Source organism: Roseateles sp. FW305-36, assembly GCF_058787015.1.
This window is the reverse complement of record NZ_JBYSZK010000003.1, coordinates 55,850-77,146: the sequence shown is the minus strand read 5'-3', so window position 1 is coordinate 77,146 and position 21,297 is coordinate 55,850. Positions and strand designations below refer to the sequence as shown.

Genomic DNA, 21,297 nt, shown 5'->3' with positions numbered 1-21,297 from the left:
AACGACCCTCAGGGCAGGCGGGCCAGCATCATGGCCTCGGTCACTTCGTCCCAGGCCAGCGGATAGAGGCTGCGCGCTGAAGCCAGCGAGTCCGGGTGGCCGCCCCACAGCGCGATCTGCTCGCGGATGGTGGCGAAATCAATGCTCATCAACACGGCCGGCGCGTCGACCCGCGGGTTGTGGCGGGCGGCCGTGTAGGGCACTAGGCCCAGGCAGCGGCGGTAGAAGCCCACATGGCGCGGATTGACCTCGATGACCAGGCGATCGACGCGAGCGCGACGATGGGCGTGCAGATAGCCGAGGTGGAAGATCTGGGCCAGCACGCGCTTGGGGTCATGCGAATGCTTGTCCACGGCCAGGCCGCCGAATTCGCAAAGCGTGACGCCGGCTGCACGCCATTCATCCAATTCCTGCTTGAACAACAGGTCGGCATTCAGGCCGCCTTGGCCGTCGAAGCGCACGGACAGGGTGCCGACGATGTTGTTGTCGCCGTCGCGCCCGGTGCAGACGATGTCGCCGTCCTGGTTGCGGCTGCTGTAGCGCTCGCGTGAGATGACCAGCCCGCGGTCGCCGTAGCGGCGCTCGACCAGGCCCAGCGCGTCGCCGTCGAGGGCGCCGAAATCGCTGTTCATTTCCAGCGCAGCGCCTGCGACGACTTGGGGCGGGGGCGCATGGCGCCGCGCTTCAACGACAGGGATCATGGACTGCAACCTCTTCCGCGCTGAATTGCGCGAGCGGCGCAGTCTAGGAAGGTCCCCCCTCAAATGGGGGGAGTCTCACAGACCGATACATCGGTGGCATTTGCGGCATGAGATTCCTCACGACTTGCTGGTTGCAAACCGTGCCCTTTGTTAGCGCATGTTTCCGGAGGGCGCGGCGCCGTCCTACAGCGGCCCGGATGGCGCGGCGCTAACGTGGCGTCGTCTGCTTCTCCCTCCCTGAGCAGGCCGCTGGTTCAGCCTCGCAGGCGTGCAAGCGATTGAGGCCCCGGCCGATGGCCGGGGCTTTTTTTTTGCCATCCCCCTTTGGAGGGATGCGAGGTGGGAGGCCCGCTCCCCATCCCCCTTCGTCCACCCCCACAGGGTGATTTCCGCACGGGCTGTCCTTGCCGAGACTGACGTCATCGACAACGGAGCCCGCCATGCAGATCCCCTTTCAAGCCCTCGCCCAAGACTCGGTCCTGCAGATCCGCGACGCCATGCGCCGCGTCCAGCGCCTGCACGAAGCCGTCCCCCAGCCTGCGACGCCGCACAGCTTCTTCGGCGGCCTCGTCGAGTTGCCCAAGCCCGATGCCGTGGTCTGGGCCGACACCGAAATCGACGTGCGGCGGGTGGTGCTGTGAAAGTCCGCATCGGCGCCGCGACGGCCGCCGTGGTGGCGCTGGCCGGCGCCGCCTTCCTCATCCTCGCTGCGCCCTCGGACGCCGGTCCGCAGGACCCGCGCCCGGCCGCCGCGGCGCAGCCCCGCAAGCTCATCGCAGGCTGAGCACCGAGCCGTTGCCGCGGGCCAGGCCGCGGTAGGTGCGGCGCCGCACGCCGCCGTTGGCATCGGGCAGGCTGACCTTGATGAGATAGGGCAGTTCCACCACCTCGTCGGGATTGACCAGGGCTTCCAGCGTCGTCACCGACACGTCCAGGCCGGGCTGGACATCGCCGGGCCCTTCCGCCCGCACGCTGAAGTTGCTGATGTAGCGGCCGTTGAACTGCCAGCTCGGCGTGATCGTGAAGTCGTCGAAGTCCGATTCGAAGATGAAGGACAGGTCGTCATAGGTCTCGGGGTAGCAGACCGGCCCCTGCCAGCCCTCGAGATCCAGGGGCGTGGCGCCCTGGGGCAGTACCGAGACGGCCGGGCCGCTGGCGTCGACGGGGCTGCCATTCCTGATGACGTCCCAGACGTGGCGCGCGGTTTCAAGGCCTGTGGGCATGACAACCTCCTTGACTTTGATGTGGACTGCTTGGCGTTTGCCTGGTCTGCACTGTCGGCGATGAGCCGTGGCGCGGTCCTGCATCCGATCTAAAAAGTTCTAAAAGATGGATGCCGCAGGGCCCTTATGCGCCCCTAACGCCGCGGCGGACACAGTGAAGGCCTCTTCCACCATCCGTGCTCCTCATGGACACCCTGCACACCCTGTTCCCGCCCCTCTGGCTGACGGCCCTTGGCCTGCTCGGCCTCGCGGCGTTGCTCTTCTACAAGCGGACCCTGCGCCTGTTCGGCTTCGTCATCGTGCCGGACGACTCCATCGGCACGGTCACCAAGGGCTTCGTGCTGTTCGGCCGCCACCGCGAACTGCCGCCCGGCCGCATCGTGGCTCTCTATGGCGAAGCCGGCCTGCAGGCCGACACCCTGGCCCCCGGCCTGCACCTGGGCCTGTGGCCGTGGCAATACCAGGTCGAACTCGTCAAGTTCACTGTCGTGCCTGACGACGCCATCGGCGTTGTCGAGGCCTGCGACGGTCTGCCGCTGCCCGATGGCCGCGTGCTGGCCCGCCACGTCGACTGCGACAACTTCCAGGACGCCCGCGCCTTCCTCGCCAGCGGCGAGCGTGGCCTGCAGACGAGCGTCGTGCCCCCGGGCGCCTGGCGCATCAACACCCTGCTGTTCACCGTGCGCCTGGAGCGCATGACCGTCATCGAACCCGGCAAGATCGGCATCGTCGAAGCCCGCGACGGCAAGCCCCTGGGCGGCGGCCGCGTCATCGGCCGCGCCGTGGCCTGCGACAGCTTCCAGGACGCCCGCGCCTTCATGGCCGGCGGCGGCGAGCGTGGCCCGCAGATGAGCGTCATCCCGCAAGGCAAGTACCGCATCAACCCCGGACTGTTCCGCGTCACGCAGGTGCAGGTGACGGACGTGCCCGACAACAAGGTCGGCATCGTGACGACGCGCGAAGGCGCTTCGCTGACCACGGGCGAGATCGCCGGCCCCGAAGTGCCCGGACACAACCTCTTCCAGGAGCCGCAAGCCTTCGTCAATGCCGGCGGCACCAAGGGCCTGCAGGAGCAGGTGCTGCTGGCCGGCCGCTACTTCATCAACCCGATGTTCGCCACCGTCGAGATCATCGACATGACCGAGGTGCCCATCGCCTCCGTCGGTGTCGTCGTCGCCTTCGTCGGCCGCGCCGGCGTGGATGTGACGGGCGAGGGCTTCCGCCACGCCAACATGGTCCGCAAGGGCGAGAAGGGCGTCTGGGTGGACGTGCTCGACCCCGGCAAGTACGCCATCAACACCTACACCCACAAGGTGCGCGTGGTGCCGACGGCCAACGTCGTGCTGAACTGGGCCACGGGCAAGACCGAGGCCCACAAGCTGGACGCCAACCTGTCCACCATCACCGTGCGCTCGGCCGACGGCTTCACCTTCAACCTGGACGTGAGCCAGATCATCCACATCCCGCGCAACGACGCCCCCAAGGTCATCGCCCGCTTCGGCAGCATGGAGGCCCTGGTCACCCAGGTGCTGGAGCCCACCATCGGCAACTACTTCCGCAATGCCGCGCAGAACTCTGACGTCATCGACTTCCTGAAGAAGCGCAGCGAGCGCCAGGCCGAGGCCAAGGCCGCGATTGCGCTGGCCCTGAAGGCCTATGACGTCGGCGCCGTCGAGACGCTGATCGGCGACATCGTGCCGCCGGCCGAGCTGATGAAGACCCTGACCGATCGCAAGCTGGCCGAGCAGGAGAAGGTCACCTTTACGACGCAGATGGAGGCGCAAGGCGTGCGCCAGCAGCTCGAGCAGGCCACCGCCCTGGCCCGCACCCAGGCCCAGGTGGTGGACGCCGAGCGCAAGGTGGCGATGGCCGAGTTCAACGCGCAAGCGGCGGTGAAGACGGCCGATGGCGCGGCGCGCTCCAAGAAGATCACCGCCGAGGCCGATGCCGAGGTCACGCGCGTGACCGGCCAGGCCGAGGCCGGCCGCACGCTGGCCATCGGTGAAGCCGAGGCCGAGGTCATCCGCCAGAAGATCGGCTCCATGGAGTCGGGCAACTACGCCATCGTGCAGGTCGCCCAGGCCCTGGCCGGTGCCGGCGTGCAGCTGGTGCCCGAGGTGCTGGTGGGCGGTGGTGGCCAGAGCGGCAGCCAGGGCGGCACCCTGGTGGACGTGCTGCTGGCCGGCCTGGTGAAGGACCGCCTGGCCAGGCCCGAGCCCATGCCGGTGCCGAACGAAACCGTGACGGCCACCTAAACTGCGCCGCCCATGGTGCCCCGTCCCCTCGTTCAATTCCTGCCCTGGATCGCCGTTGGCTCGCTGATGGGCCTGGCCTGGGCGGGCTGGAAGCTGCGCCTCGCCTGGGAGGGCGTGCGCGCGGCGCAGCGCGCCGCCCAGCTGGAGCGCGCCCTGCGCGAATTCGGCGACCTGATGCGCGATGCCGACCGGCCCGAGGCCCATGCCCACGAACTGCTGCAGGCCCTGGACCGGCTGGCGGGCCTGCCGACGGCGCTGCTGCTGCGACCCACGTCGAGCGCCCAGGACATCGTCCTCGGCGACCCCGATGCCAACGCCCTGGCGGGCCTGCAGCTCTGCGCCGACAGCGGCCGGGCCCTGGGGCCCGGCACGGCCCACCACAGCGGCGAGCCCGACCTCTATCTGCCGCTGCGCGGCCGCGACGCCGCCTTGGGTGCCGTCACGCTGCGCGGCCTGGGCACCGAAGCCCTGGCTGCTGACCATCTCGCCCATGCCCAGGCCCTGTGCGACCAGATGGGCCTGGCCCTGCAGCGCCGCCGCGTGCAGGACGAAGCGCGCCGGGCCGGCGAGCTGGCCGAGACCCAGTCCACCCGCAACGCCATGCTGGCTGCCATCTCGCACGACTACCGCACGCCGCTGGCTACCATCATGGGCTCGGCCTCGGCCTTGCAGACCCAGGGCGACCGGCTGACGGCCAGCCAGCGCAGCGAACTCGCCGGCCGCATCGTCGACGAGACGGCCCGCCTGGTGCGCCTGACCGACAACACCCTCCAACTGGCCCGCCTGGGCGCGCCGGGGGTGAGCCTGCGCTGCGACTGGGAGTCGGCCGAAGAGATCGTCGGGGCCGCCCTGCGCCGCGTGCGTCGCCGGCCCGATGGCGATCGTGTGAAAGCGCGTATCGCTCCCGAGCTGCCGCTGCTGTGGTGTGATGCGGCCCTGATGTCTCAATTGCTGGACAACCTCGTCGACAACGCGCTGAAGTACAGCCCGGCCACCGCGCCGGTCGAGCTGGTGGTGCGCCGCCTGGGCAGCGAAGCCTTGTTTGCCGTCCGCGACCGCGGCCCCGGCATCGACCCGGCGTGGCGCGATCGCGTCTTCGACGCCTTCCAGCGCGGCGACCTCGCCGCCTTCAAGCAGCGTCCGCCGGGCTCGGGCGTGGGTCTGGCCCTGTGCCGTGCGATTGCCGCGGCGCATGAAGGGTCCTTGAGCCTGCGCCCGCGCGGCCATGGCGGCTGCAGCTTCGAGTTGCGCCTGCCGCTGCGTGATGCCCCTGAACTGCCGGAAGCCTCGACATGAAGCTGCTGCTGGTCGAAGACGACCGCGAATTGCGCGTGACCTTGAAGGAGGCCTTGGCCGTCGAAGGCTATGAGGTGCTGACCGCCGCCAGCCTGGCCGATGCCATGGCCCAACTGGCCCACGCCGGCCCTCTGGACGCCGTGCTGCTCGACCTCGGCCTGCCCGACGGCGACGGCGAGGAACTGCTGCAATCGCTGCGACGCGATCGCTCCACGCCCCTCATCGTCATCTCGGCCCGCCAGGTCGAGGGCCAGAAGATCCGACTGCTCGATGCCGGTGCCGACGACTACCTCGTCAAGCCCTTCGGCATCGGCGAGCTGCTGGCGCGGTTGCGCGTGGCGCTGCGCCACCGCGGCACCGTCGCCCAGCCCGCCATCACCCTGTACCGCCGTGCCGGCCTCGAGGTCGACCTGGCCGCCCATCGCGTCAAGCGCGACGGCACCGATGTGCGCCTGACGCCCACCGAGTTCAAGCTGCTGGCCCGCCTCGTGCGCCAGGCCGGCCAGGTGGTCACCCATCGCCGCCTGCTGGCCGATGTCTGGGGCGCGGACGCGACCGAACAGACCCACTATCTGCGCCTCTACATGGGCCAGCTGCGCGCCAAGCTCGAGGTCGACCCGGCCGAGCCCTGCGTGCTGCTGACCGAGCCCGGCGTGGGCTATCGCATCGCCGAAGCCAGCTGAAGGCTCAGCGCGGCGGCTTCGCGCCGGCCAGGTGCATGCCGCTGTCCAGCATCACCAGCTCGCCGGTCACCGTGCGTGCGCCGTCCACCAGCCAGACGATCGCCTCGGCCACATCCTCGGGTGAGCAGGCGCGCTGCAGCGGCACGCCGGCTTCGTAGGCCTTCAGGCCGGCCTCATAGCCCTGCTGCCCCACGCCGTCGACAAACCAGCGCGTGGTGATGAGGCCCGGGCAGACCGCGTTCACGCGCACGGCCGGCGCCAGCGCGCGGGCCAGGTGCAGCGTCATCGCATTGATGGCGCCCTTGGACGCGATATAGGGCATGGACGAGCCCACGCCCAGCGCACCAGCCACCGAGGACACGTTGACGATGCAGCCCTGCGCTTCCTTCAGTGCGCCGACGCAGGCGCGCACCATCTGGAAGCTGCCCAGCGCGTTGACGCCCAGGATGCGCTGGAAGGTCTCGGCGTCCAGCGCATCCCACTCGGCAGCGGCACCGAACACCGACACACCCGCGTTGTTCACGAGGGCGTCGATGCGGCCCCAGCGGTCCAGCGCGGCCTGCGCCAGCGTGCGGCAGTCGGCGTCCTGCGCCACGTCGCCCTGCTTGACGAGCACGTCGGCCCCGGCCGCTCGGCAGGCCGCGGCGCTAGCCTCAGCGTCGTCGGCGCTGCGCGAGTAGTTGATGAGCAGATCGTAGCCCTTGCCGGCCAGCATCAGCGCGGTGGCGGCGCCGACGCCCGTGCCACCGCCGGTGATCAACGCGACCTTGCGCGCCGTCATGTCTTCTTCTTGGCCATGAGCTGGTCCTTCAGCGGCAACTGCCGGATGCGCTTGCCGGTCGCCGCGAAGATGGCGTTCATCAGTGCCGGTGCAATCGGCCCGATGGCCGGCTCGCCGACGCCGCCCAGGGGCTGGTCATAGCCCTTGGCCGGCATGATGTGGACGGCGATCTTCTTCGGCGCGATGTTGAGGCGGGCGATCTCGTAGTCGTGATAGTTGCTCTGCTCGACGCGGCCTTCCTTGAAGGTGATCTCGCTGTACAGCGCATGGCTCAGGCCCATGATGCAGGCGCCCTCGACCTGGGAGCGGATGCGGTCGGGGTTGATGGCCGGGCCGCAGTCCACGGCGACGTCGATGCGCGGGATGCTGAGCTCGCCCTTGGCGCTGACGCGCACCTCGACGACGACGGCCATATAGGTCACGAAGCTGTAGTTGGCCGCGAGGCCCAGTCCCTGGCCGCGTGGCAGCTTGCGGCCCCAGCCCGCCTCTTTTGTCGCGCGCTCGATGACGCCGCGCAGCCGGCCCGTGTCGACGGGGTAGAGCTGCGGTGACTCGCCGTGGTTCCAGTCGTCGCCCATTTGTGGCGGCGGGATCTGGGCCGCCGGGCCGAGCAGCTCGAACAGGAAATCGCGGTGGTCGCGCTGGGCCGCATGGGCCAGCTCGGCGACGAAGGACTGGGCGGCGAACTGGTGCTGGATGTTGTTGACCGAGCGCAGCCAGCCGATGCGCGCGTGCGCCGTCGCCGCGGGGTTCTCGATGCGGATGTTGGGAATCGCGTAGGGCAGGTTGATCAGGCCCAGGCCCAGCTCGAAGGGCGCCAGCTGCTTGGGGTCGGGCATGAAGATGGACAGGATGGTCGGTTCGGCCGCGCGCTGCAGCCAGGCGGTGACCCGGCCCTTGGCGTCCATCCCGGCCTCCAGATGCTGGGCCGTGACGGTGTGCAGATAGTCGTGGTGCAGGTCGTCCTCACGCGTCCAGGTCAGCTTGACCGGCACGCCCTGCATCTGCTGCGAGGCCAGCGCCGCCTCGACGACGAAGTCGGGCTTGGACTTGCGGCCAAAGCCACCGCCCAGCAGGGTCACGTTGACGGTCACCTTGTCCGCACCCAGCCCCAGTCGCGCGGCCACGCGTTCGCGGGCGGCCTGGGGTGACTGCACGCAGGCCCAGACCTCACAGCGCCCGTCGACGATGCGCGCCGTCGCGGCCGGCGGTTCCATGGTCGCGTGGGCCAGATGCGGCGCGTAGTAGTCGGCCGCCACGCGCTTGGCGGCCTTGCCCAGCGCAGCCGGTGCATCGCCATCGTCGCGCACAACCTTGCCGCCCGGCTTGGCCACGGCGGCCTCCAGTTCGCGGCGGAAGGCGGCCGAGTCGTAGCTGGCGTGGGCGCCGTCGTCCCAGACGATCTTCAGCGCCTCGCGCCCCTTCATGGCGGCCCAGGTGTCCTTGGCCACGACAACGACGCCACCCAGAGGCTGGAACTCGGACGGTGCCGGCGTGCCGGCCAGCTCGAAGACCTTGACGACGCCCGCGACCTTCAAGGCCTCGCTGCTGTCGACGGACTTGAGCTTGCCGCCGAACACCGGTGGCCGCGCGACGACGGCGTAGAGCATGCCCGGCAGCCGCGTGTCGATGCCGTATTGCGACTTGCCGGTGACGATGACCTCGGCGTCCACCAGGTGGCTGTCCTGCTTGCCGATGTAGCGGAATTCCTTGGCGTCCTTGAGCCTGAGCTTGTCGCGGGCCGGCACGTCCAGCTTGGCGGCGGCCTCGGCGAGTGCGCCATAGCCCAGCGAGCGGCCGCTGGCCTTGTGGGTGACGGCATGGTTGGCAGCCTGCACCTCGGCAACCGGCACGCCCCAGGCCTGGGCCGCCGCCAGCTCCAGCATGGCGCGTGCGGCCGCACCGCAGCGGCGCATGGGCATGAACCAGTGCCGCATGCTGCGCGAGCCGTCGGTGTCCTGGTTGCCGTATTTGTCCTCGTCGCCGGGCGCCTGCACGACCTTGACGCGGGCGAAGTCGGCCTCCAGTTCGTCGGCCAGCACCTTGGGCAGGCTGGTGCGCACGCCCTGGCCCATCTCGGAGCGGTTGACGACGATGCTGACCGTGCCGTCGGGCGCAATGGCGATGAAGGTGTGCGGGCTGTCCTGGATGCCATGGGGCATGCCGTCGCCGCCGTATTTCTTGGGCTCGTCGGCGCCCAGTGCAAAGCCGGGCAGGCCAATGCCCAGCACCAGGCCGGTGAAGCCCAGCAGCTTGCGCCGCGTGAGATGACCGTGGGGGACAAAGCCGTTCATGCGGCACCGCCTTCCAGGCCGGCGGCCGTCTTGATGGCGCTGCGGATGCGCGTGTAGGTGCCACAGCGGCACAGATTGCCGCTCATGGCCGCGTCGATGTCGGCGTCGGTCGGCTTGGGCTTTTGTTCCAGCAGGGCCGTGGCGCTCATGATCTGACCCGCCTGGCAGTAGCCGCACTGCGGCACGCCGAGCTTGACCCAGGCGTGCTGCACGGCCTGGCCGGTCTTGCTGGCGCCCACGCCCTCGATGGTGACGACGCGCTTGCCCGCCGCGGCGGACAGCGGCGTCTGGCAGGCGCGCACCGGCTGGCCGTCAAGGTGCACCGTGCAGGCGCCGCACAGCGCCAGGCCACAGCCGAACTTGGTGCCGGTCATGCCGAGGTGATCGCGCAATACCCACAGCAGCGGGGTGTCTTCGCCCGCCTCCACCGTCGTCGACTGGCCATTGATCTGCAATGTCGTCATCGAAGTCTCCACGGATGGCAAACATGCGCAGGACCGGCGCATTCGGCTACAGCAGCCGCGAACGCTACACGTTTCCGGCCAAACCTGCTGGTGGCCCCGAATGCCCGCGTGGGCAGGTCAGCGCGATGGCTCTTCCAGCATCTGCGCCAGGGTCAGCGCGAAGGCATGGGCGTCGCCGGGCCAGCGCGCGCTGAGGTAGTTGCCGTCGCGCACCGTGAAGCCGCGGCCGAGATGCTCGAGGTCGTCACGCCTCAGAGCGGGCGGGCCGACGTCGAAGTCCTGGGGCTTGGCCAGCAGGGATTGCACTTCGGTCTGCAGTGGCGTGGGATAGGTGCGGTAGTAGCTGCCCAGCCAGGCGGCCGTCATCAGCCAGGCCGTCATCTCCTGCTGCCTGGTCAGGCCGGTGGTGCGCCGGCCATGCAGCACGGACTTGCCATCGGCGCGCCTGGAGCGGGCTGCCAGCAGCACGCCGTGGCAGATGGCGGCGACGGGCTTGTCGGCCGCGAAATGAGCCGCGATCAGGGCCTGCAGGCGCGCTGATTCGAGATAGGCCTTCATGCCCGGCGCATGGCCGCCGGGCAGCAGCAGGGCGTCGACCTCGCTGGGGTTGACGTCGTCATACCGCAGCGGCTTCAGAAAGGCCTCGCTCTGCACCATGGCCGCATGCGCCTCGCGGGCATGGGCCTGGGCGATCAGCAACGGCTTCCAGAGCCCCAGGCCGTTGCCATCCAGCATGCGCGGGTCCGCCTGGGCGGGCCGGCCGTCGGGCGTCGCGAAGCGGAAGCTGTGGCCGCGCGCCGTGAGCAGCTTCCAGGGGATGGCGGCCTCGGACGGGTCGTAGTCCTGGGCGGGCAGGGGAACAAGGATGCGGGCCATGTCGGGCATCTTAGGAGGGCAAGACAGACAGGTGTGGATGCTGCTAGGCTGCCCGCGCCCGCCAAGGGTGGCGGAGCGGGAGCGGCAGGCATGGCGGAGTTGACGGTCAACGGCAAGCGGGTGCAGTTCGAGGCGGAAGCCGACACCCCGCTGCTCTGGGTGCTGCGCGAGCAGCTCAGCCTCACGGGCACCAAATACGGCTGCGGCGTCGCCCAGTGCGGCGCCTGCACGGTGCACATCGACGGCGCGCCGGTGCGCAGCTGCGTGATGCCGGCCTCGGCGCTGACGGCGGCGCAAAAGATCACCACCATCGAGGGCTTGGCGCCGAACGCCGGCCACCCATTGCAGAAGGCCTGGGACGCGCTGGACGTGCCGCAGTGCGGTTTCTGCCAGAGCGGCATGCTGATGGCCGCCGCGGCGCTGCTGAAGGCGAAACCCAAGCCGACCGACGCCGACATCGACGCGGCCATGACCAATATCTGCCGCTGCGGCACCTACAACCGCGTGCGCGCCGCCATCCATCTGGCCGCCGGCCAGGTGCAGCGCAAGCAGATCCCCATCGTCATCGAAGGGGGCCAGGCATGAGCGCCGCGCTGAATCGACGCGACTTCCTGAGCGCCACCACGGCCGCCGCCGGTGGCCTGATGGTGGGCTTCCACGTGCCGGGTCTCGCCCAGGATGGTGCCACGCCCGAGCTGAACGCCTGGGTGCAGGTGCTGCCCGACGAAACCACCGTCATCCGCATCGCGCGGTCCGAGATGGGGCAGGGCACGCTGACCGGCCTGGCCCAGCTCGTGGCCGAAGAGCTGGAATGCGACTGGAGCAAGGTCAAGACCGAGTACCCGACGCCCGGCCAGAACCTGGCGCGCAACCGCGCCTGGGGCAGCATGAGCACGGGTGGCAGCCGTGGCGTGCGCGAGTCGCACGAGTACGTGCGCAAGGGCGGCGCGCTGGCGCGGGCCCTGCTGATCCAGGCGGCCGCCAACCAGTGGCAGGTGGCTGTCGTCGAATGCGCCACCCGTTCGGGTTGGGTGACGCATGCCGGCAAGAAGCTGAGTTATGGCCAGTTGGCCGCCGAAGCCGCCAAGCTGGCCGCGCCGGCCGACATCCAGCTCAAGGACGCCAAGGACTGGAAGCTCGCGGGTCGGCCCCTGAAGCGCCTGGACACCAAGGGCAAGCTCGACGGCTCCCAGGTCTACGGCATGGACCTGAAGCTGCCCGGCATGTTGAATGCGGCCATCAGGGACTGCCCGGTCTTCGGCGGCAAGCTGAAGAGCTTCGACGCGGCGGCGATCGAGGCCCGGCCCGGCGTCAAGAAGGTCGTCAAGGTGGGCGACTCGGCCGTGGCCGTGGTGGCCGATACCTGGTGGCGGGCCAAGACAGCGCTGGAGGCCTTGCCCATCGTCTGGGACGAGGGCGTCAACGTGTCGCAGAACAGTGCCGACACGGCGGCCACGCTGAAGGCAGCGCTGGATGCGCCCGAGGCCGCGGTCGGCAGCAGCCAGGGCGACGTGAAGGCGGCGCTGGCCGGCGCCGCGAAGAAGGTCGAGGCCGTCTACAGCTTCCCGCATCAGAACCACGCCACGATGGAGGTGATGAATGCGACCGCCCTCATCACCCCTGCAAAGCCCGGGACGCCGGAGCGCTGCGAGGTCTGGACGCCGACGCAGAACGGCGAAGCCGCCTTGGCCGCAGCGTCCGAAGCTTCGGGCCTGCCGCCTTCCGCTTGCGAGGTCTACAAGCTGCATCTGGGCGGCGGCTTCGGCCGGCGCGGCGCGGTGCATGACTGGGTGCGCCAGGCCGTGGCCATCGCCAAGGAAATGCCCGGCACGCCGGTCAAGCTGATCTGGACGCGCGAGGAGGACATGACGCATGGCCGCTACCACCCGGTCACCCAGTGCAAGCTGACGGCGGGCCTGGATGCGGCCGGCAAGCTGACGGCCCTGCACATGCGCATCTCGGGCCAGAGCATCATCGCGGGCATCTTTCCGCAGAACATCAAGGACGGCAAGGACCCCGTCGTCTTCCAGGGCCTGAACGCCGGCGGCGCCGAGGGCGCGCTGGGCTATGCGGTGCCCAACCTGCTGGTCGACCATGCGATGCGCAACCCGACGGTGCCGCCGGGTTTCTGGCGCGGCGTGAACCTGAACCAGAACGCGGTCTACATGGAGTGCTTCATCGACGAAGTGGCCCATGCCGCCAAGCGCGACCCGCTGGAGCTGCGCCGCGAGCTGCTGGCCCATTCACCCAAGCATCTGGCGGTGCTGAACGCGGTGGCCGCCAAGGCCGGTTGGGGCAAGCCACTGGCGAAGGGCAGGTATCTGGGCCTGGCCCAGATCATGGGCTTCGGCAGCTATGTGGCGGCCTGCGCCGAGGTGTCGGTGTCCAAGCAGGGCGAGCTGAAGATCCATCGCATCGTCGCCGCTACCGATCCCGGCCATGCGGTCAACCCTCAGCAGATCGCTGCCCAGGTCGAAGGCAGTTTCGTCTACGGGCTGTCGGCGGCGCTGTTCGGCGAGATCACGGTCAAGGACGGTCGCGTCGAGCAGCAGAACTTCGACACCTATCCCGTCGTCAAGATGGAGCACATGCCGGCCGTCGAGGCCATCGTCATGCCTTCGGGCGGCTTCTGGGGCGGCGTGGGCGAACCGACCATTGCGGTCGCGGCGCCGGCGGTGCTGAATGCCATCTTCGCGGCGACGGGCAAGCGCATCCGCGACCTGCCGCTGGCCAAGCACAAGCTGGTGTGAGAAGCGCGCTCTTCGCTCTGCTGTTGGCGGGTCATGCCCAGGCCGCCGACGTGGAGCGAGGTCGTGCCCTGATCGCCGACCGCGCGCAGAGCCTGTGCCTGCTCTGTCACTCGCTGACGGCGGCCGGTGACCCCAACCAGGGCAATCTCGCGCCGCCGCTGGACGGCATCGCGACGCGCTTGAATGCCAAAGGCCTGCGCGACCGCATCGCCGACATGCGGCGCTTCAACCCCAACACCGTGATGCCGCCTTTTCGCTCGACGCAAGGGCTGCGCGACATCGCGCCAGCCTGGCAGGGCAGGGCGGCGCTGACCGAAGCGCAGCTGGACGACATCGTGGCCTATCTGGGCACGCTGGGCAGGCCATGAGGCGTCGTGAGTTCGCGCTGGGTGCCGCGGCCTTCGCCCTGCTGCCCGAGGCGCAGGCGACCGATGACGCCATGCGCGCCGCCATCCGTGCCTGGGCGGGCCGCAACCCCGAGCAGGGCGCGTTGAAAGTCGAGATTGCCGAACTGGTTGAGAACGGCAATGCCGTTCCGGTGCGCGTTGCCGCCAGCGAGCCGGTGGTGGGCCTCGCGCTGTTCACGCCGCAGAACCCCGAGCCCGAGGTCCTGCATGCCAGCTTCGGTGCGGCCGTCGCCAAGCCCGAGTTCAGCACCCGCATGCGCCTCGCGCGCAGCCAGCGCATCGTCGCCGTGGCCAAGGCGGCGGACGGGCGCTGCTGGCAGGCCGGCGTCGACGTCATCGTGACACTGGCCGCCTGCGTGGAGCCCTGATGGCAAGCCGTGCCGTCATCACGCTGCCCGCCGCCATCAAGGCCGGCGAAGCTTTCGAGGTGAGGGCGACGGTCGCGCATTCGATGGAGACGGGTTATCGCACCGGCGACGACGGCTCACGCCTGGCGCGCGACTTGGTGCGCCGCTTCGAATGTCGGCTGGATGGCGAGTTCGTCTTTGCCGCCGACTTCTATGCGGCCATCTCGGCCAACCCCTATCTCGCCTTCTGGATGCGCACGGACAAGTCCGGCGAGCTCAGCTTTGTCTGGCGTGGCGACAACGGCTTCGAGCATCGCGAGACGCGCGCGCTCAACGTCGCATGAAGGCCTGGCTGCTGATCCTCCTCGTCGCTCTGGCGGCGCAGGCCGACGAGCGCCGCTCCGGCCGCGACACGATGAGCCCGGCGCTGCGCATGCTGCAAGGCGACGACGCCCAGCATCCCGCTCAGCTTGCCTTGGCGCTGGGTCGAGAACTGTGGGGGCAAGGACCGAAATCCTGCGCCAGCTGCCACGGCGAGCCCGAGAAGCTGCGCGGCGCCGCTGCCCGCTACCCGGCCTGGGATCAAGGCCTCGTCGACCTGCCCGGCCGCATCCAGCGCTGCCGCGTGCGCCATCAGCAGCAGTCCGCCTGGGCGCCGGAAGCGGAGCCGCTGCTTGCGCTCGCGGCCCTGGTCGCCCAGCAGTCGCGCGGCCTGCCGCTCAGCCCGCCGCGCGGCCCCGAACTGGACCAGGCTGCCAGCCAGGGCCAGCGCCTCTACATGACCCGTCTCGGCGCCCTCAACCTGTCCTGCGCCCAGTGCCACGACGAGCGCGCCGGACTGCGCCTGGGTGGAAGCCTCATCCCCCAGGCCCATGTCGACGACTACCCGGTCTACCGCCTCGAATGGCAGTCGATGGGCAGCCTGCAGCGCCGGCTGCGCGGCTGCCTGAATGGCGTGCGCGCCGTCGTGTGGGACTGGGACAGCGCCGAGCTGCTGGCGCTGCAGACCTATCTCGCGCGCCGCTCGGCCGGCATGGCCATGCAGCCGCCGGGCGTGCGTCCCTAACAAGCAGGATGACCGTCGCGCCACCTCCTTCCTAGGATGGGCCATGGCTGTCATGACACGGCGCGAGCCGACCCTGGACCGTCCGCGGCTGCCGGTGGGCGAAGCCCTGGTTTTCGTCGACCTGGCCAGCGGCGACCTCATCACGACGGGTCTGCGCTGCAGCCTGGTGCAGCGCGGCGGCGGCCGCTTGCTCGGCCGTTCTGTCGTCACGCCGTCGGGCCTGCATGTCTGGCCCGACCTGCCCGTGCGCTGGCGCCGGCCTCAGGAGGCGGTCTGTGCCGACGTGCTCGTACGCGACGAGCTGCAGCGTTTCCAGCCGCTGAGCCTGCCGTGGCCCCTGCCGGCTCGACCGGTGGGCCAGATCCTCAGCGACCGGGTGCTGGGCGGCATGCGCCTGATGCGGGTGGGCCTGCTCAGCGCGCCGACGCGCAGGCCGCCGCCTGGCGTCTGCAGCGTCTACGGCCTGCTCAGCTGGCAGGCGAATGGCGAGCCCGTGGCCTGGGCGCGCGTGTGCCTGACCGATGACGAAGGCCGTGTGCACGAAGGCGCGAGCGATGCTGAGGGGCGGCTTGCCCTGCATCTGTCGCGGTCTCGCATGGGGGGCGCCGCGGCGGCGGCGCTGCAGGTCTTCGCCGATCCAGGCTTCGGCGCAGCTTCAACAGGCCTCGGTGCGCCCGACGTGCTGGCCTTCGCGGATCAGCCCGCGGCGGTCGCGCTGGCCGACGTCGCGGGGCAGACGGCTTTTGTGCCGGGGCTCCTGGCGGCGCACGAACCCCTCATCCTCGCCAGTCAAGGCCTGCCGCCGGCGCATCGCGAATTGCGCCTGGTGCCGGCCTGACTTCAGCGTTGCTCGAGCTGGCGCTTGCCGAACAGCACCTCGCGGGCCTTGTCGTCCGTCAGCGGCTTGCGCGCGCCGGCCAGCACCTCGACGCCGCGCTGCACGGCCGGGCGCTTGGCGATCTCGTCGAACCAGCCCTTCAGATGCGGGTAGTCGTTCATCTCCACGCCCTGGTTCTTCCAGGAACGCAGCCAGGGGAAGACGGCGATGTCGGCAATGCTGTAGTCCCGCCCCCCCAGATAGGTGGAGTGGGCCAGGCGCTTGTTGATGACGCTGTAGAGCCGCCTGGCCTCGTTGGTGTAGCGGTCGATGGCGTAGTCGAGCTTCTCCGGGGCATAGATGCGGAAGTGATGCGCCTGGCCCAGCATCGGCCCGACGCCCCCCATCTGGAACATCAGCCACTGCAGGACTTCGTATTTGCCATGCACGTCGGCGGGCAGCAGCTTGCCCGTCTTGCCCGCCAGGTAGAGCAGGATGGCGCCGCTCTCGAACAGCGAGATGGGCTTGCCATCGGGGCCGTCCGGGTCGGTGATGGCGGGGATCTTGTTGTTGGGGCTGATGGCGAGGAAGCTCGGCGCGAACTGCTCGCCGGCGCCGATGTCCACGGGATGGACCCGGTACGCGAGGCGGCACTCCTCCAGCATGATGTGCACCTTGTGGCCGTTGGGCGTGGGCCATGAATACACTTCAATCATTCGTCGCCTCCGTGCGGTGTGCCTAGCAAGCAGCCCCATTCTCAGACTTCCTCACGACTCATGGTGGTAAAGCAGGTCAAGCATTGGCTCGTGACGCGGGCCAATGCAGCGCGCTGGCGTCCGATCATGGATTGGGCCGAGGCGCGTGGCGCCGAGTTCTCGCAGACGCGGGATGGTCTGGGCTTCCTGATCGATCAGCCCAAGGCGCTTCCCGGGCCGCTGCGCATCGAATGGGGTGCGTCCCAGCGCAGCTATCTGCCCGGCACCGAGCTGCGCATGCGCTGCGAGATGGGCCTGCATCACGACCTGCAGATGATGGTGGTGTGCCGTGCGCTGATGGAGAACCTCGAGCGCGCCGTCTTCGAGGCCTATACCGACACGCTGAAGACCCGGGTCGACACCGACACGCCTGAGGAGATGCGCTGGCTGGTGATGTTCCCCAAGTTCAACAACGCGGCCTCGCAGATCGTGCGCCAGCGCTATGGCATCGTCGGGGTGACCAAGGAGCTGGCCGCGTCGTGGATCGACGGTGAACTCGGCGAGGCGCTGGTGCAGGCCAGCCAGGACCTGCTGCCCGAGGGCCATCCCTTCGTGCTGATGAGCATGCGCGGCAACCTGTACCTGCGTACCGAGATGGGCGAGGCCGACCTGCCCAAGGTGCAGGCCCTGGTGCGCCTCATCGAGACCGCGGCGCGCGAGGCGCAGCGCATCAGCGGCCGCATGGCCGAGGGCGGCGCCTGGCCGACGACGACGTCCATCGCCTGGACGCCGTCGACCCGTACCGGGGACGTCTGATGCCCCTCGTCCAGTCTTGCCGCGCTGAACGCCGGCAAGCCTGACCGGTCCCCCGAGGGGACGGTGATGCTTGCCGGATCGACCGGCAAGCACATCACCCAACGCGGGCCGGCTAGGGAGCGGCCCGGCGCTCGGCCCGCACCCAATACCGGGTCACGCTTTTTTTGCGAAAGCCCAGGCCAGTTCGGCGAGGGGCTTGGCGCTTTTCGCCGTTTCCTTGGCCTGGGCGCTGGAGGCGGTGCCGTCCACGACGCGCTTGGCGATGCCCTGCACGATGGCCGCGATGCGGAACATGTTGTAGGCCATGTAGAAGTTCCAGTCGGCCATGACGGCGCCGGCATCGGCCCGGCCGGTGCGCTCGCAGTAGCGCTGCACATACTCGCGCTCGCCCGGGATGCCCAGCTCGGCGATGTTGACGCCGCCCAGGCCACGCGCCGCGCCCGAGGTCGGGATGTGCCAGCTCATGCAGTGGTAGCTGAAGTCGGCCAGCGGATGGCCGAGCGTGGACAGCTCCCAGTCCAGCACGGCGATGACGCGCGCTTCGGTGGGATGGAAGACGACGTTGTCCATGCGGTAGTCGCCGTGGACGATGGACACTTCGCTCTCGTCGCGGGCCGAGGCCGGGATGTGGGCCGGCAGCCAGGCCAGCAGCGCGTCCATGGCCGGATTGGCCTCGGTGACGGAGGCCAGGTATTGCTTGCTCCAGCGGCCGATCTGGCGCTCGAAGTAATTGCCGGGTTTGCCGTAGGCCTCCAGGCCGCGGGCCTTGAAGTCGACCTGGTGCAGGGCCGCGATGACGCGGTTCATCTCGTCGTAGTGGGCGGCGCGGTCGGCATTGCTCATGCCGGGCAGGCTCTGGTCCCACAGCACGCGGCCGGGCATGAAGGACATGATGTAGAAGGCGCGGCCGATGACGGCCTCGTCCTCGCACAGCGCGTACATGGTCGGCACGGGCACGTCGGTGCCGGCCAGCGCACCCATGACCTGGAACTCGCGCTCGATGGCATGGGCCGACGGCAGCAGCTTGGCCACCGGGCCGGGCTTGCTGCGCATCACGTAGTGCGCGCCCGGCGTCTTCAGCAAATAGGTCGGGTTGGACTGGCCGCCCTTGAACTGCTCGATCTCGAGCGGGCCGGCAAAGCCGTCGACATGGGCGGACAGCCAGGCCTCGAGGGCGGCGCTGTCCAGAGGCTTGGCGAGGGGGCGGGTGCCGGTGAATGCTTCCATGGATGTCGTCGTTTTGAAGGGCGCGAACTTTCCATTCTGAGAGGCAAGGGCCGGCAGGCGTGTCCCTACCGCGACGCGGCCGCCAACAGCTTCTCGCGGCTGAGCACCACCAACCTCGTCGGTTCGACGCGCACGGCGCCTTCGCGCTCAAAGGCCTTCAGCTCCTGGTTGACGCGCTGGCGCGACGCGCCGAGCAGCTGGGCGAGGTCTTCCTGGGCCAGTTGCAGGCCGATGCGGGTCTCGTCCCCCTCCTGCACGCCATAGGAGCGCGCCAGCAGCAGGACCTGCTTGGCCAGGCGGGCGGCCAGGGGGCGGGTGTTGAGGTCCTCGATCATGTCGAACATCAGGCGCAGGCGGCGGCAGTTCAGCCTCAGCAGCGCGTCGTAGAGCTCGGAATGGGCCTGCAGCAGGGCGCGGAAGTCGGACTTGCGCACGCACAGCAGCGTGGTTTCACCGTGGGCATAAGCATCGTGGGTGCGCGGCAGGCCGTCGAAGAGGGCGATGTCGCCGAACCAGGTGCCGGGCTCGACATAGGTCAGCGAGATCTGCTTGCCGGCCAGGGACACCGAGCTGACGCGCACGGCGCCCTTGGCAACCGCCGACCATTCCTCGGCGGGCTCGCCGCGGTGGGACAGCATGGTTTCGTCGGCCAGGCGGCGCACGAAGGCGCGTTGCAGGATGTCGTTGCGCAGCGGCTCGGAGAGCTTGGAGAACCAGGCGCCCTGGTCGATCTGCTGGCGTTCGGCGGGGGTGAGGGTGAGTGCGTTCATGGCTTGGCAGTCATTGTGCCGCCCGCGCATCCCCCGGGAATGGGGTCGTTGGCGAGTGCCCCCATGCTAGAGTGATCCGCGCTGTCTCCACCCCCTCTTTCAACTGATAGCTAGACGCCCGCAGTCAATGCCCTTCACGGCCCTGCGCCTGACCTTGGCTGGCGCCCTCACACCCGCTCTGGCACTGCTGCTTGGCTTGGCGCCGGACGCCCAGGCCCTGGGCCTGGGTCGGCCGCAGATCCATTCGGGCCTGGGCAAGGCACTGGATGCCAGCATCCCGCTGACGCTGGCCGAAGGCGAACAACTCCCGGATTCCTGCCTGCGTGCCGAGGTTTCGGCCGGCGATGCCCGCGTTCCGGCCGGTTTGTTGCAACTGCGCATCGAGGGCGAACCCGGTCAGCAACGCATCCGCCTGCAAGGCCTGGCGCGCATCGACGAGCCCGCCCTGCGCATGACGCTGGCCCTGGGCTGCCCGCTGCGGCTGACGCGCGAGTTCAATCTCTTCATCGACCCGCCGGGTGGCGTCACCGTGCCGCCGCCGGCGCCCACCACGCCTGTCCTGGCTGCCCCGGCCCCGGTCGCGCAGGCGCAGGCCGATGCGCCTGCACCGGCGCCCCGCCCGCGGCCGCGCCCCAAGCCGCGTGCCAGCGGCCCGCGTCTGGTGCTGGACAGGCCGGAGGTGCTGATGACCGAGGCGCCGCGGCCCGTGCAGCCCGCTGCCAGCGCCGCCGAGATGGAGCTGACGCCCGAGCTGGAAGCCCAGATCGCCCAGCTCGAGCAGACCGTGGCGCAACTGCGCGCCGAGATGGAGGCGCGGCTGCAGGCCGAAGCCGCGGCAGCCTCGGCGGCGGCCACCGAAGCCATTCCCAAGGCATCGGCGCCTGCCGTGGTGCCGCCGGCCGTGCCGGCGCCGCTCGTGCACGCGTCGCCCTACCGCGATCCCATGACCTGGCTGTTCACGCTGGGGCTGAGCCTGCTGGCCGGCGCCGCGGCCTTTTACGGCAGCCGCTGGCGCGACGACCGCGCGCGCCGTGAGCTGGCGTATTGGCGGGCCCTGCACGCCGCAGAAGGTGCGGCGGTGCCCATGGCGGCGCCGAAGCAGCCCTCGCCGGGCATGGCCCCCCCGGTCGTCAGCCTGGCCGCGTCCCTGCCGGACGAAGGCCAGCATCAGGTCACGCGACCCCAGCCTCGGCCCATGCCCTGGCCACCGGCGCCACTGGTGTCGCCGCCCCATATCGCGCCACCGATGGACATGCAGGCGACGCAGCCCATGGCGCCCCAGTCCGTGGCCGCGCCGGCGCTGGCCAACGAGCTGACCGTGGCGGACGAGCTGCTGGATCTGCAGCAACAGGTCGACTTCCTGCAGCTGCTCGGCCAGCACGAGGCGGCGGCCGACCTGCTCGCCACCCGGCTGGCGCGCGGCAATGCCGGCGCCATGTCCTATCTGATGCTGATGGAGCTCTGCCAGCAACGCGGCGAGCCCGAGGTGTTTGCCGAGCTCGTCAAGCAGTTCGAGCAGCGCTTCCGGGTGCTGGCTCCGTCATGGTCGCAAAGCCTGACGCGCGGGCGCAGCCTGGATGCCAGCGCCAGCGTCATCGCGCATCTGCAGGTGGTCTGGTCCGATCCGGGCTCCGCCATGCAGATGCTGCAGGACCTGCTGACCCGTGGCAGCGGCCCGGGCGTGCCCAGCTTCGAACTGCCGGCCTACCGCGACCTGCTGACCCTCTACAGCGTGGCGCGCGACCTGTTCGAGGCGGGCCTGCGCGGCGAAGAGGTCGATCTGATGCTGCCGATCGACTCCCGCTTTGGCAACAGCCAGCTTTAGCGCT

Annotated in this window: 23 protein-coding genes; 14 read left to right on the top strand and 9 right to left on the bottom strand. The window is 69.7% G+C overall.

All coding sequences use genetic code 11. The features are described from left to right. Positions 1–8: 8 nt before the first annotated feature. Complete coding sequence (locus tag AC3WOE_RS07030; protein WP_492689308.1) at positions 9–701, bottom strand: N-acyl amino acid synthase FeeM domain-containing protein; 693 nt, start codon at positions 699–701, stop codon at positions 9–11. 440 nt (positions 702–1,141) lie between these two features. On the opposite strand from AC3WOE_RS07030, the gene AC3WOE_RS07025 reads away from it, so the two are divergent. Together AC3WOE_RS07025 and AC3WOE_RS07020 are read left to right on the top strand one after the other, a co-directional pair. Next, a complete protein-coding gene (locus AC3WOE_RS07025) occupies positions 1,142–1,342 on the top strand; it encodes a hypothetical protein (RefSeq protein ID WP_492689306.1) in 201 nt (66 codons plus the stop codon). After that, on the top strand, positions 1,339–1,485 hold the full coding sequence (locus AC3WOE_RS07020) for a hypothetical protein (protein ID WP_492689304.1): 147 nt from the start codon (positions 1,339–1,341) through the stop codon (positions 1,483–1,485). The genes AC3WOE_RS07025 and AC3WOE_RS07020 overlap by 4 nt, the downstream gene beginning before the upstream one ends. Here AC3WOE_RS07020 and AC3WOE_RS07015 read toward each other — a convergent pair. Then, entirely contained in the window at positions 1,472–1,924 is a 453-nt protein-coding gene (locus AC3WOE_RS07015; RefSeq protein WP_492689302.1) for a hypothetical protein, read from the bottom strand. The genes AC3WOE_RS07020 and AC3WOE_RS07015 overlap by 14 nt on opposite strands. A gap of 185 nt (positions 1,925–2,109) precedes the next feature. On the opposite strand from AC3WOE_RS07015, the gene AC3WOE_RS07010 reads away from it, so the two are divergent. Genes AC3WOE_RS07010 through AC3WOE_RS07000 form a run of 3 tightly spaced genes read left to right on the top strand, consistent with a single transcriptional unit; the run spans position 2,110 to position 6,158 of the window. Then, on the top strand, positions 2,110–4,179 hold the full coding sequence (locus AC3WOE_RS07010; protein ID WP_492689300.1) for an SPFH domain-containing protein: 2,070 nt from the start codon (positions 2,110–2,112) through the stop codon (positions 4,177–4,179). Positions 4,180–4,191: 12 nt separating this feature from the next. Beyond that, positions 4,192–5,475 (top strand): sensor histidine kinase, encoded by a 1,284-nt coding sequence (locus tag AC3WOE_RS07005; protein ID WP_492689299.1) that lies wholly within the window; start codon positions 4,192–4,194, stop codon positions 5,473–5,475. Beyond that, the gene (locus AC3WOE_RS07000; RefSeq protein ID WP_492689298.1) at positions 5,472–6,158 is read left to right on the top strand and encodes a response regulator; all 687 of its coding nucleotides are present in this window, start codon (positions 5,472–5,474) and stop codon (positions 6,156–6,158) included. Before AC3WOE_RS07005 ends, AC3WOE_RS07000 begins: the two co-directional genes overlap by 4 nt. A gap of 4 nt (positions 6,159–6,162) precedes the next feature. Here the strand turns inward: AC3WOE_RS07000 and AC3WOE_RS06995 are convergent, their stop codons facing one another. The 4 genes from AC3WOE_RS06995 to AC3WOE_RS06980 all read right to left on the bottom strand — a co-directional run bounded on the left by AC3WOE_RS06995 (position 6,163) and on the right by AC3WOE_RS06980 (position 10,573). After that, positions 6,163–6,939 (bottom strand): SDR family NAD(P)-dependent oxidoreductase, encoded by a 777-nt coding sequence (locus AC3WOE_RS06995; RefSeq protein WP_492689297.1) that lies wholly within the window; start codon positions 6,937–6,939, stop codon positions 6,163–6,165. Then, positions 6,936–9,233 (bottom strand): xanthine dehydrogenase family protein molybdopterin-binding subunit, encoded by a 2,298-nt coding sequence (locus tag AC3WOE_RS06990; protein ID WP_492689296.1) that lies wholly within the window; start codon positions 9,231–9,233, stop codon positions 6,936–6,938. Before AC3WOE_RS06990 ends, AC3WOE_RS06995 begins: the two co-directional genes overlap by 4 nt. Next, positions 9,230–9,697, bottom strand: a complete 468-nt coding sequence (locus AC3WOE_RS06985; RefSeq protein WP_492689295.1) for a (2Fe-2S)-binding protein — start codon at positions 9,695–9,697, stop codon at positions 9,230–9,232. The genes AC3WOE_RS06990 and AC3WOE_RS06985 overlap by 4 nt, the downstream gene beginning before the upstream one ends. Before the next feature lie 117 nt (positions 9,698–9,814). Further along, complete coding sequence (locus AC3WOE_RS06980) at positions 9,815–10,573, bottom strand: type 1 glutamine amidotransferase domain-containing protein (RefSeq protein WP_492689294.1); 759 nt, start codon at positions 10,571–10,573, stop codon at positions 9,815–9,817. 90 nt (positions 10,574–10,663) lie between these two features. Between AC3WOE_RS06980 and AC3WOE_RS06975 the strand changes: the two genes are divergently transcribed. The 7 genes from AC3WOE_RS06975 to AC3WOE_RS06945 are packed head-to-tail and all read left to right on the top strand — an operon-like array spanning position 10,664 to position 15,981. Further along, positions 10,664–11,158, top strand: a complete 495-nt coding sequence (locus AC3WOE_RS06975; RefSeq protein ID WP_492689293.1) for a (2Fe-2S)-binding protein — start codon at positions 10,664–10,666, stop codon at positions 11,156–11,158. Beyond that, a complete protein-coding gene (locus AC3WOE_RS06970) occupies positions 11,155–13,323 on the top strand; it encodes a xanthine dehydrogenase family protein molybdopterin-binding subunit (RefSeq protein WP_492689291.1) in 2,169 nt (722 codons plus the stop codon). Before AC3WOE_RS06975 ends, AC3WOE_RS06970 begins: the two co-directional genes overlap by 4 nt. After that, on the top strand, positions 13,320–13,691 hold the full coding sequence (soxX, locus tag AC3WOE_RS06965; protein WP_492689290.1) for a sulfur oxidation c-type cytochrome SoxX: 372 nt from the start codon (positions 13,320–13,322) through the stop codon (positions 13,689–13,691). Before AC3WOE_RS06970 ends, soxX begins: the two co-directional genes overlap by 4 nt. Beyond that, positions 13,688–14,098: a thiosulfate oxidation carrier protein SoxY gene (locus tag AC3WOE_RS06960; RefSeq protein WP_492689288.1), complete on the top strand. Its 411-nt coding sequence runs from the start codon at positions 13,688–13,690 to the stop codon at positions 14,096–14,098. The genes soxX and AC3WOE_RS06960 overlap by 4 nt, the downstream gene beginning before the upstream one ends. After that, positions 14,098–14,421, top strand: a complete 324-nt coding sequence (locus tag AC3WOE_RS06955; RefSeq protein WP_492689287.1) for a thiosulfate oxidation carrier complex protein SoxZ — start codon at positions 14,098–14,100, stop codon at positions 14,419–14,421. Before AC3WOE_RS06960 ends, AC3WOE_RS06955 begins: the two co-directional genes overlap by 1 nt. Further along, on the top strand, positions 14,418–15,143 hold the full coding sequence (gene soxA / locus AC3WOE_RS06950; protein ID WP_492689286.1) for a sulfur oxidation c-type cytochrome SoxA: 726 nt from the start codon (positions 14,418–14,420) through the stop codon (positions 15,141–15,143). The genes AC3WOE_RS06955 and soxA overlap by 4 nt, the downstream gene beginning before the upstream one ends. Positions 15,144–15,186: 43 nt before the next feature. Beyond that, positions 15,187–15,981, top strand: coding sequence for a hypothetical protein (locus AC3WOE_RS06945; RefSeq protein ID WP_492689284.1), 795 nt, complete (start codon positions 15,187–15,189; stop codon positions 15,979–15,981). A 2-nt stretch (positions 15,982–15,983) separates the two neighbouring features. Here AC3WOE_RS06945 and AC3WOE_RS06940 read toward each other — a convergent pair whose 3' ends face one another. Then, entirely contained in the window at positions 15,984–16,676 is a 693-nt protein-coding gene (locus AC3WOE_RS06940) for a glutathione binding-like protein (RefSeq protein ID WP_492689282.1), read from the bottom strand. A 60-nt stretch (positions 16,677–16,736) separates the two neighbouring features. Between AC3WOE_RS06940 and AC3WOE_RS06935 the strand changes: the two genes are divergently transcribed. Further along, entirely contained in the window at positions 16,737–17,471 is a 735-nt protein-coding gene (locus AC3WOE_RS06935) for a hypothetical protein (RefSeq protein WP_492689280.1), read from the top strand. A gap of 153 nt (positions 17,472–17,624) precedes the next feature. Here AC3WOE_RS06935 and AC3WOE_RS06930 read toward each other — a convergent pair whose 3' ends face one another. Together AC3WOE_RS06930 and AC3WOE_RS06925 are read right to left on the bottom strand one after the other, a co-directional pair. Then, positions 17,625–18,698 carry a phosphotransferase gene (locus tag AC3WOE_RS06930; protein WP_492689278.1) on the bottom strand — a complete coding sequence of 358 codons (1,074 nt, stop codon included), beginning with the start codon at positions 18,696–18,698 and terminating at the stop codon, positions 17,625–17,627. A 65-nt stretch (positions 18,699–18,763) separates the two neighbouring features. Next, a complete protein-coding gene (locus AC3WOE_RS06925) occupies positions 18,764–19,468 on the bottom strand; it encodes a Crp/Fnr family transcriptional regulator (protein ID WP_492689276.1) in 705 nt (234 codons plus the stop codon). A gap of 127 nt (positions 19,469–19,595) precedes the next feature. Between AC3WOE_RS06925 and AC3WOE_RS06920 the strand changes: the two genes are divergently transcribed. Then, positions 19,596–21,293, top strand: a complete 1,698-nt coding sequence (locus AC3WOE_RS06920) for a type IV pilus assembly protein FimV (protein ID WP_492689275.1) — start codon at positions 19,596–19,598, stop codon at positions 21,291–21,293. Positions 21,294–21,297 lie beyond the last annotated feature (4 nt).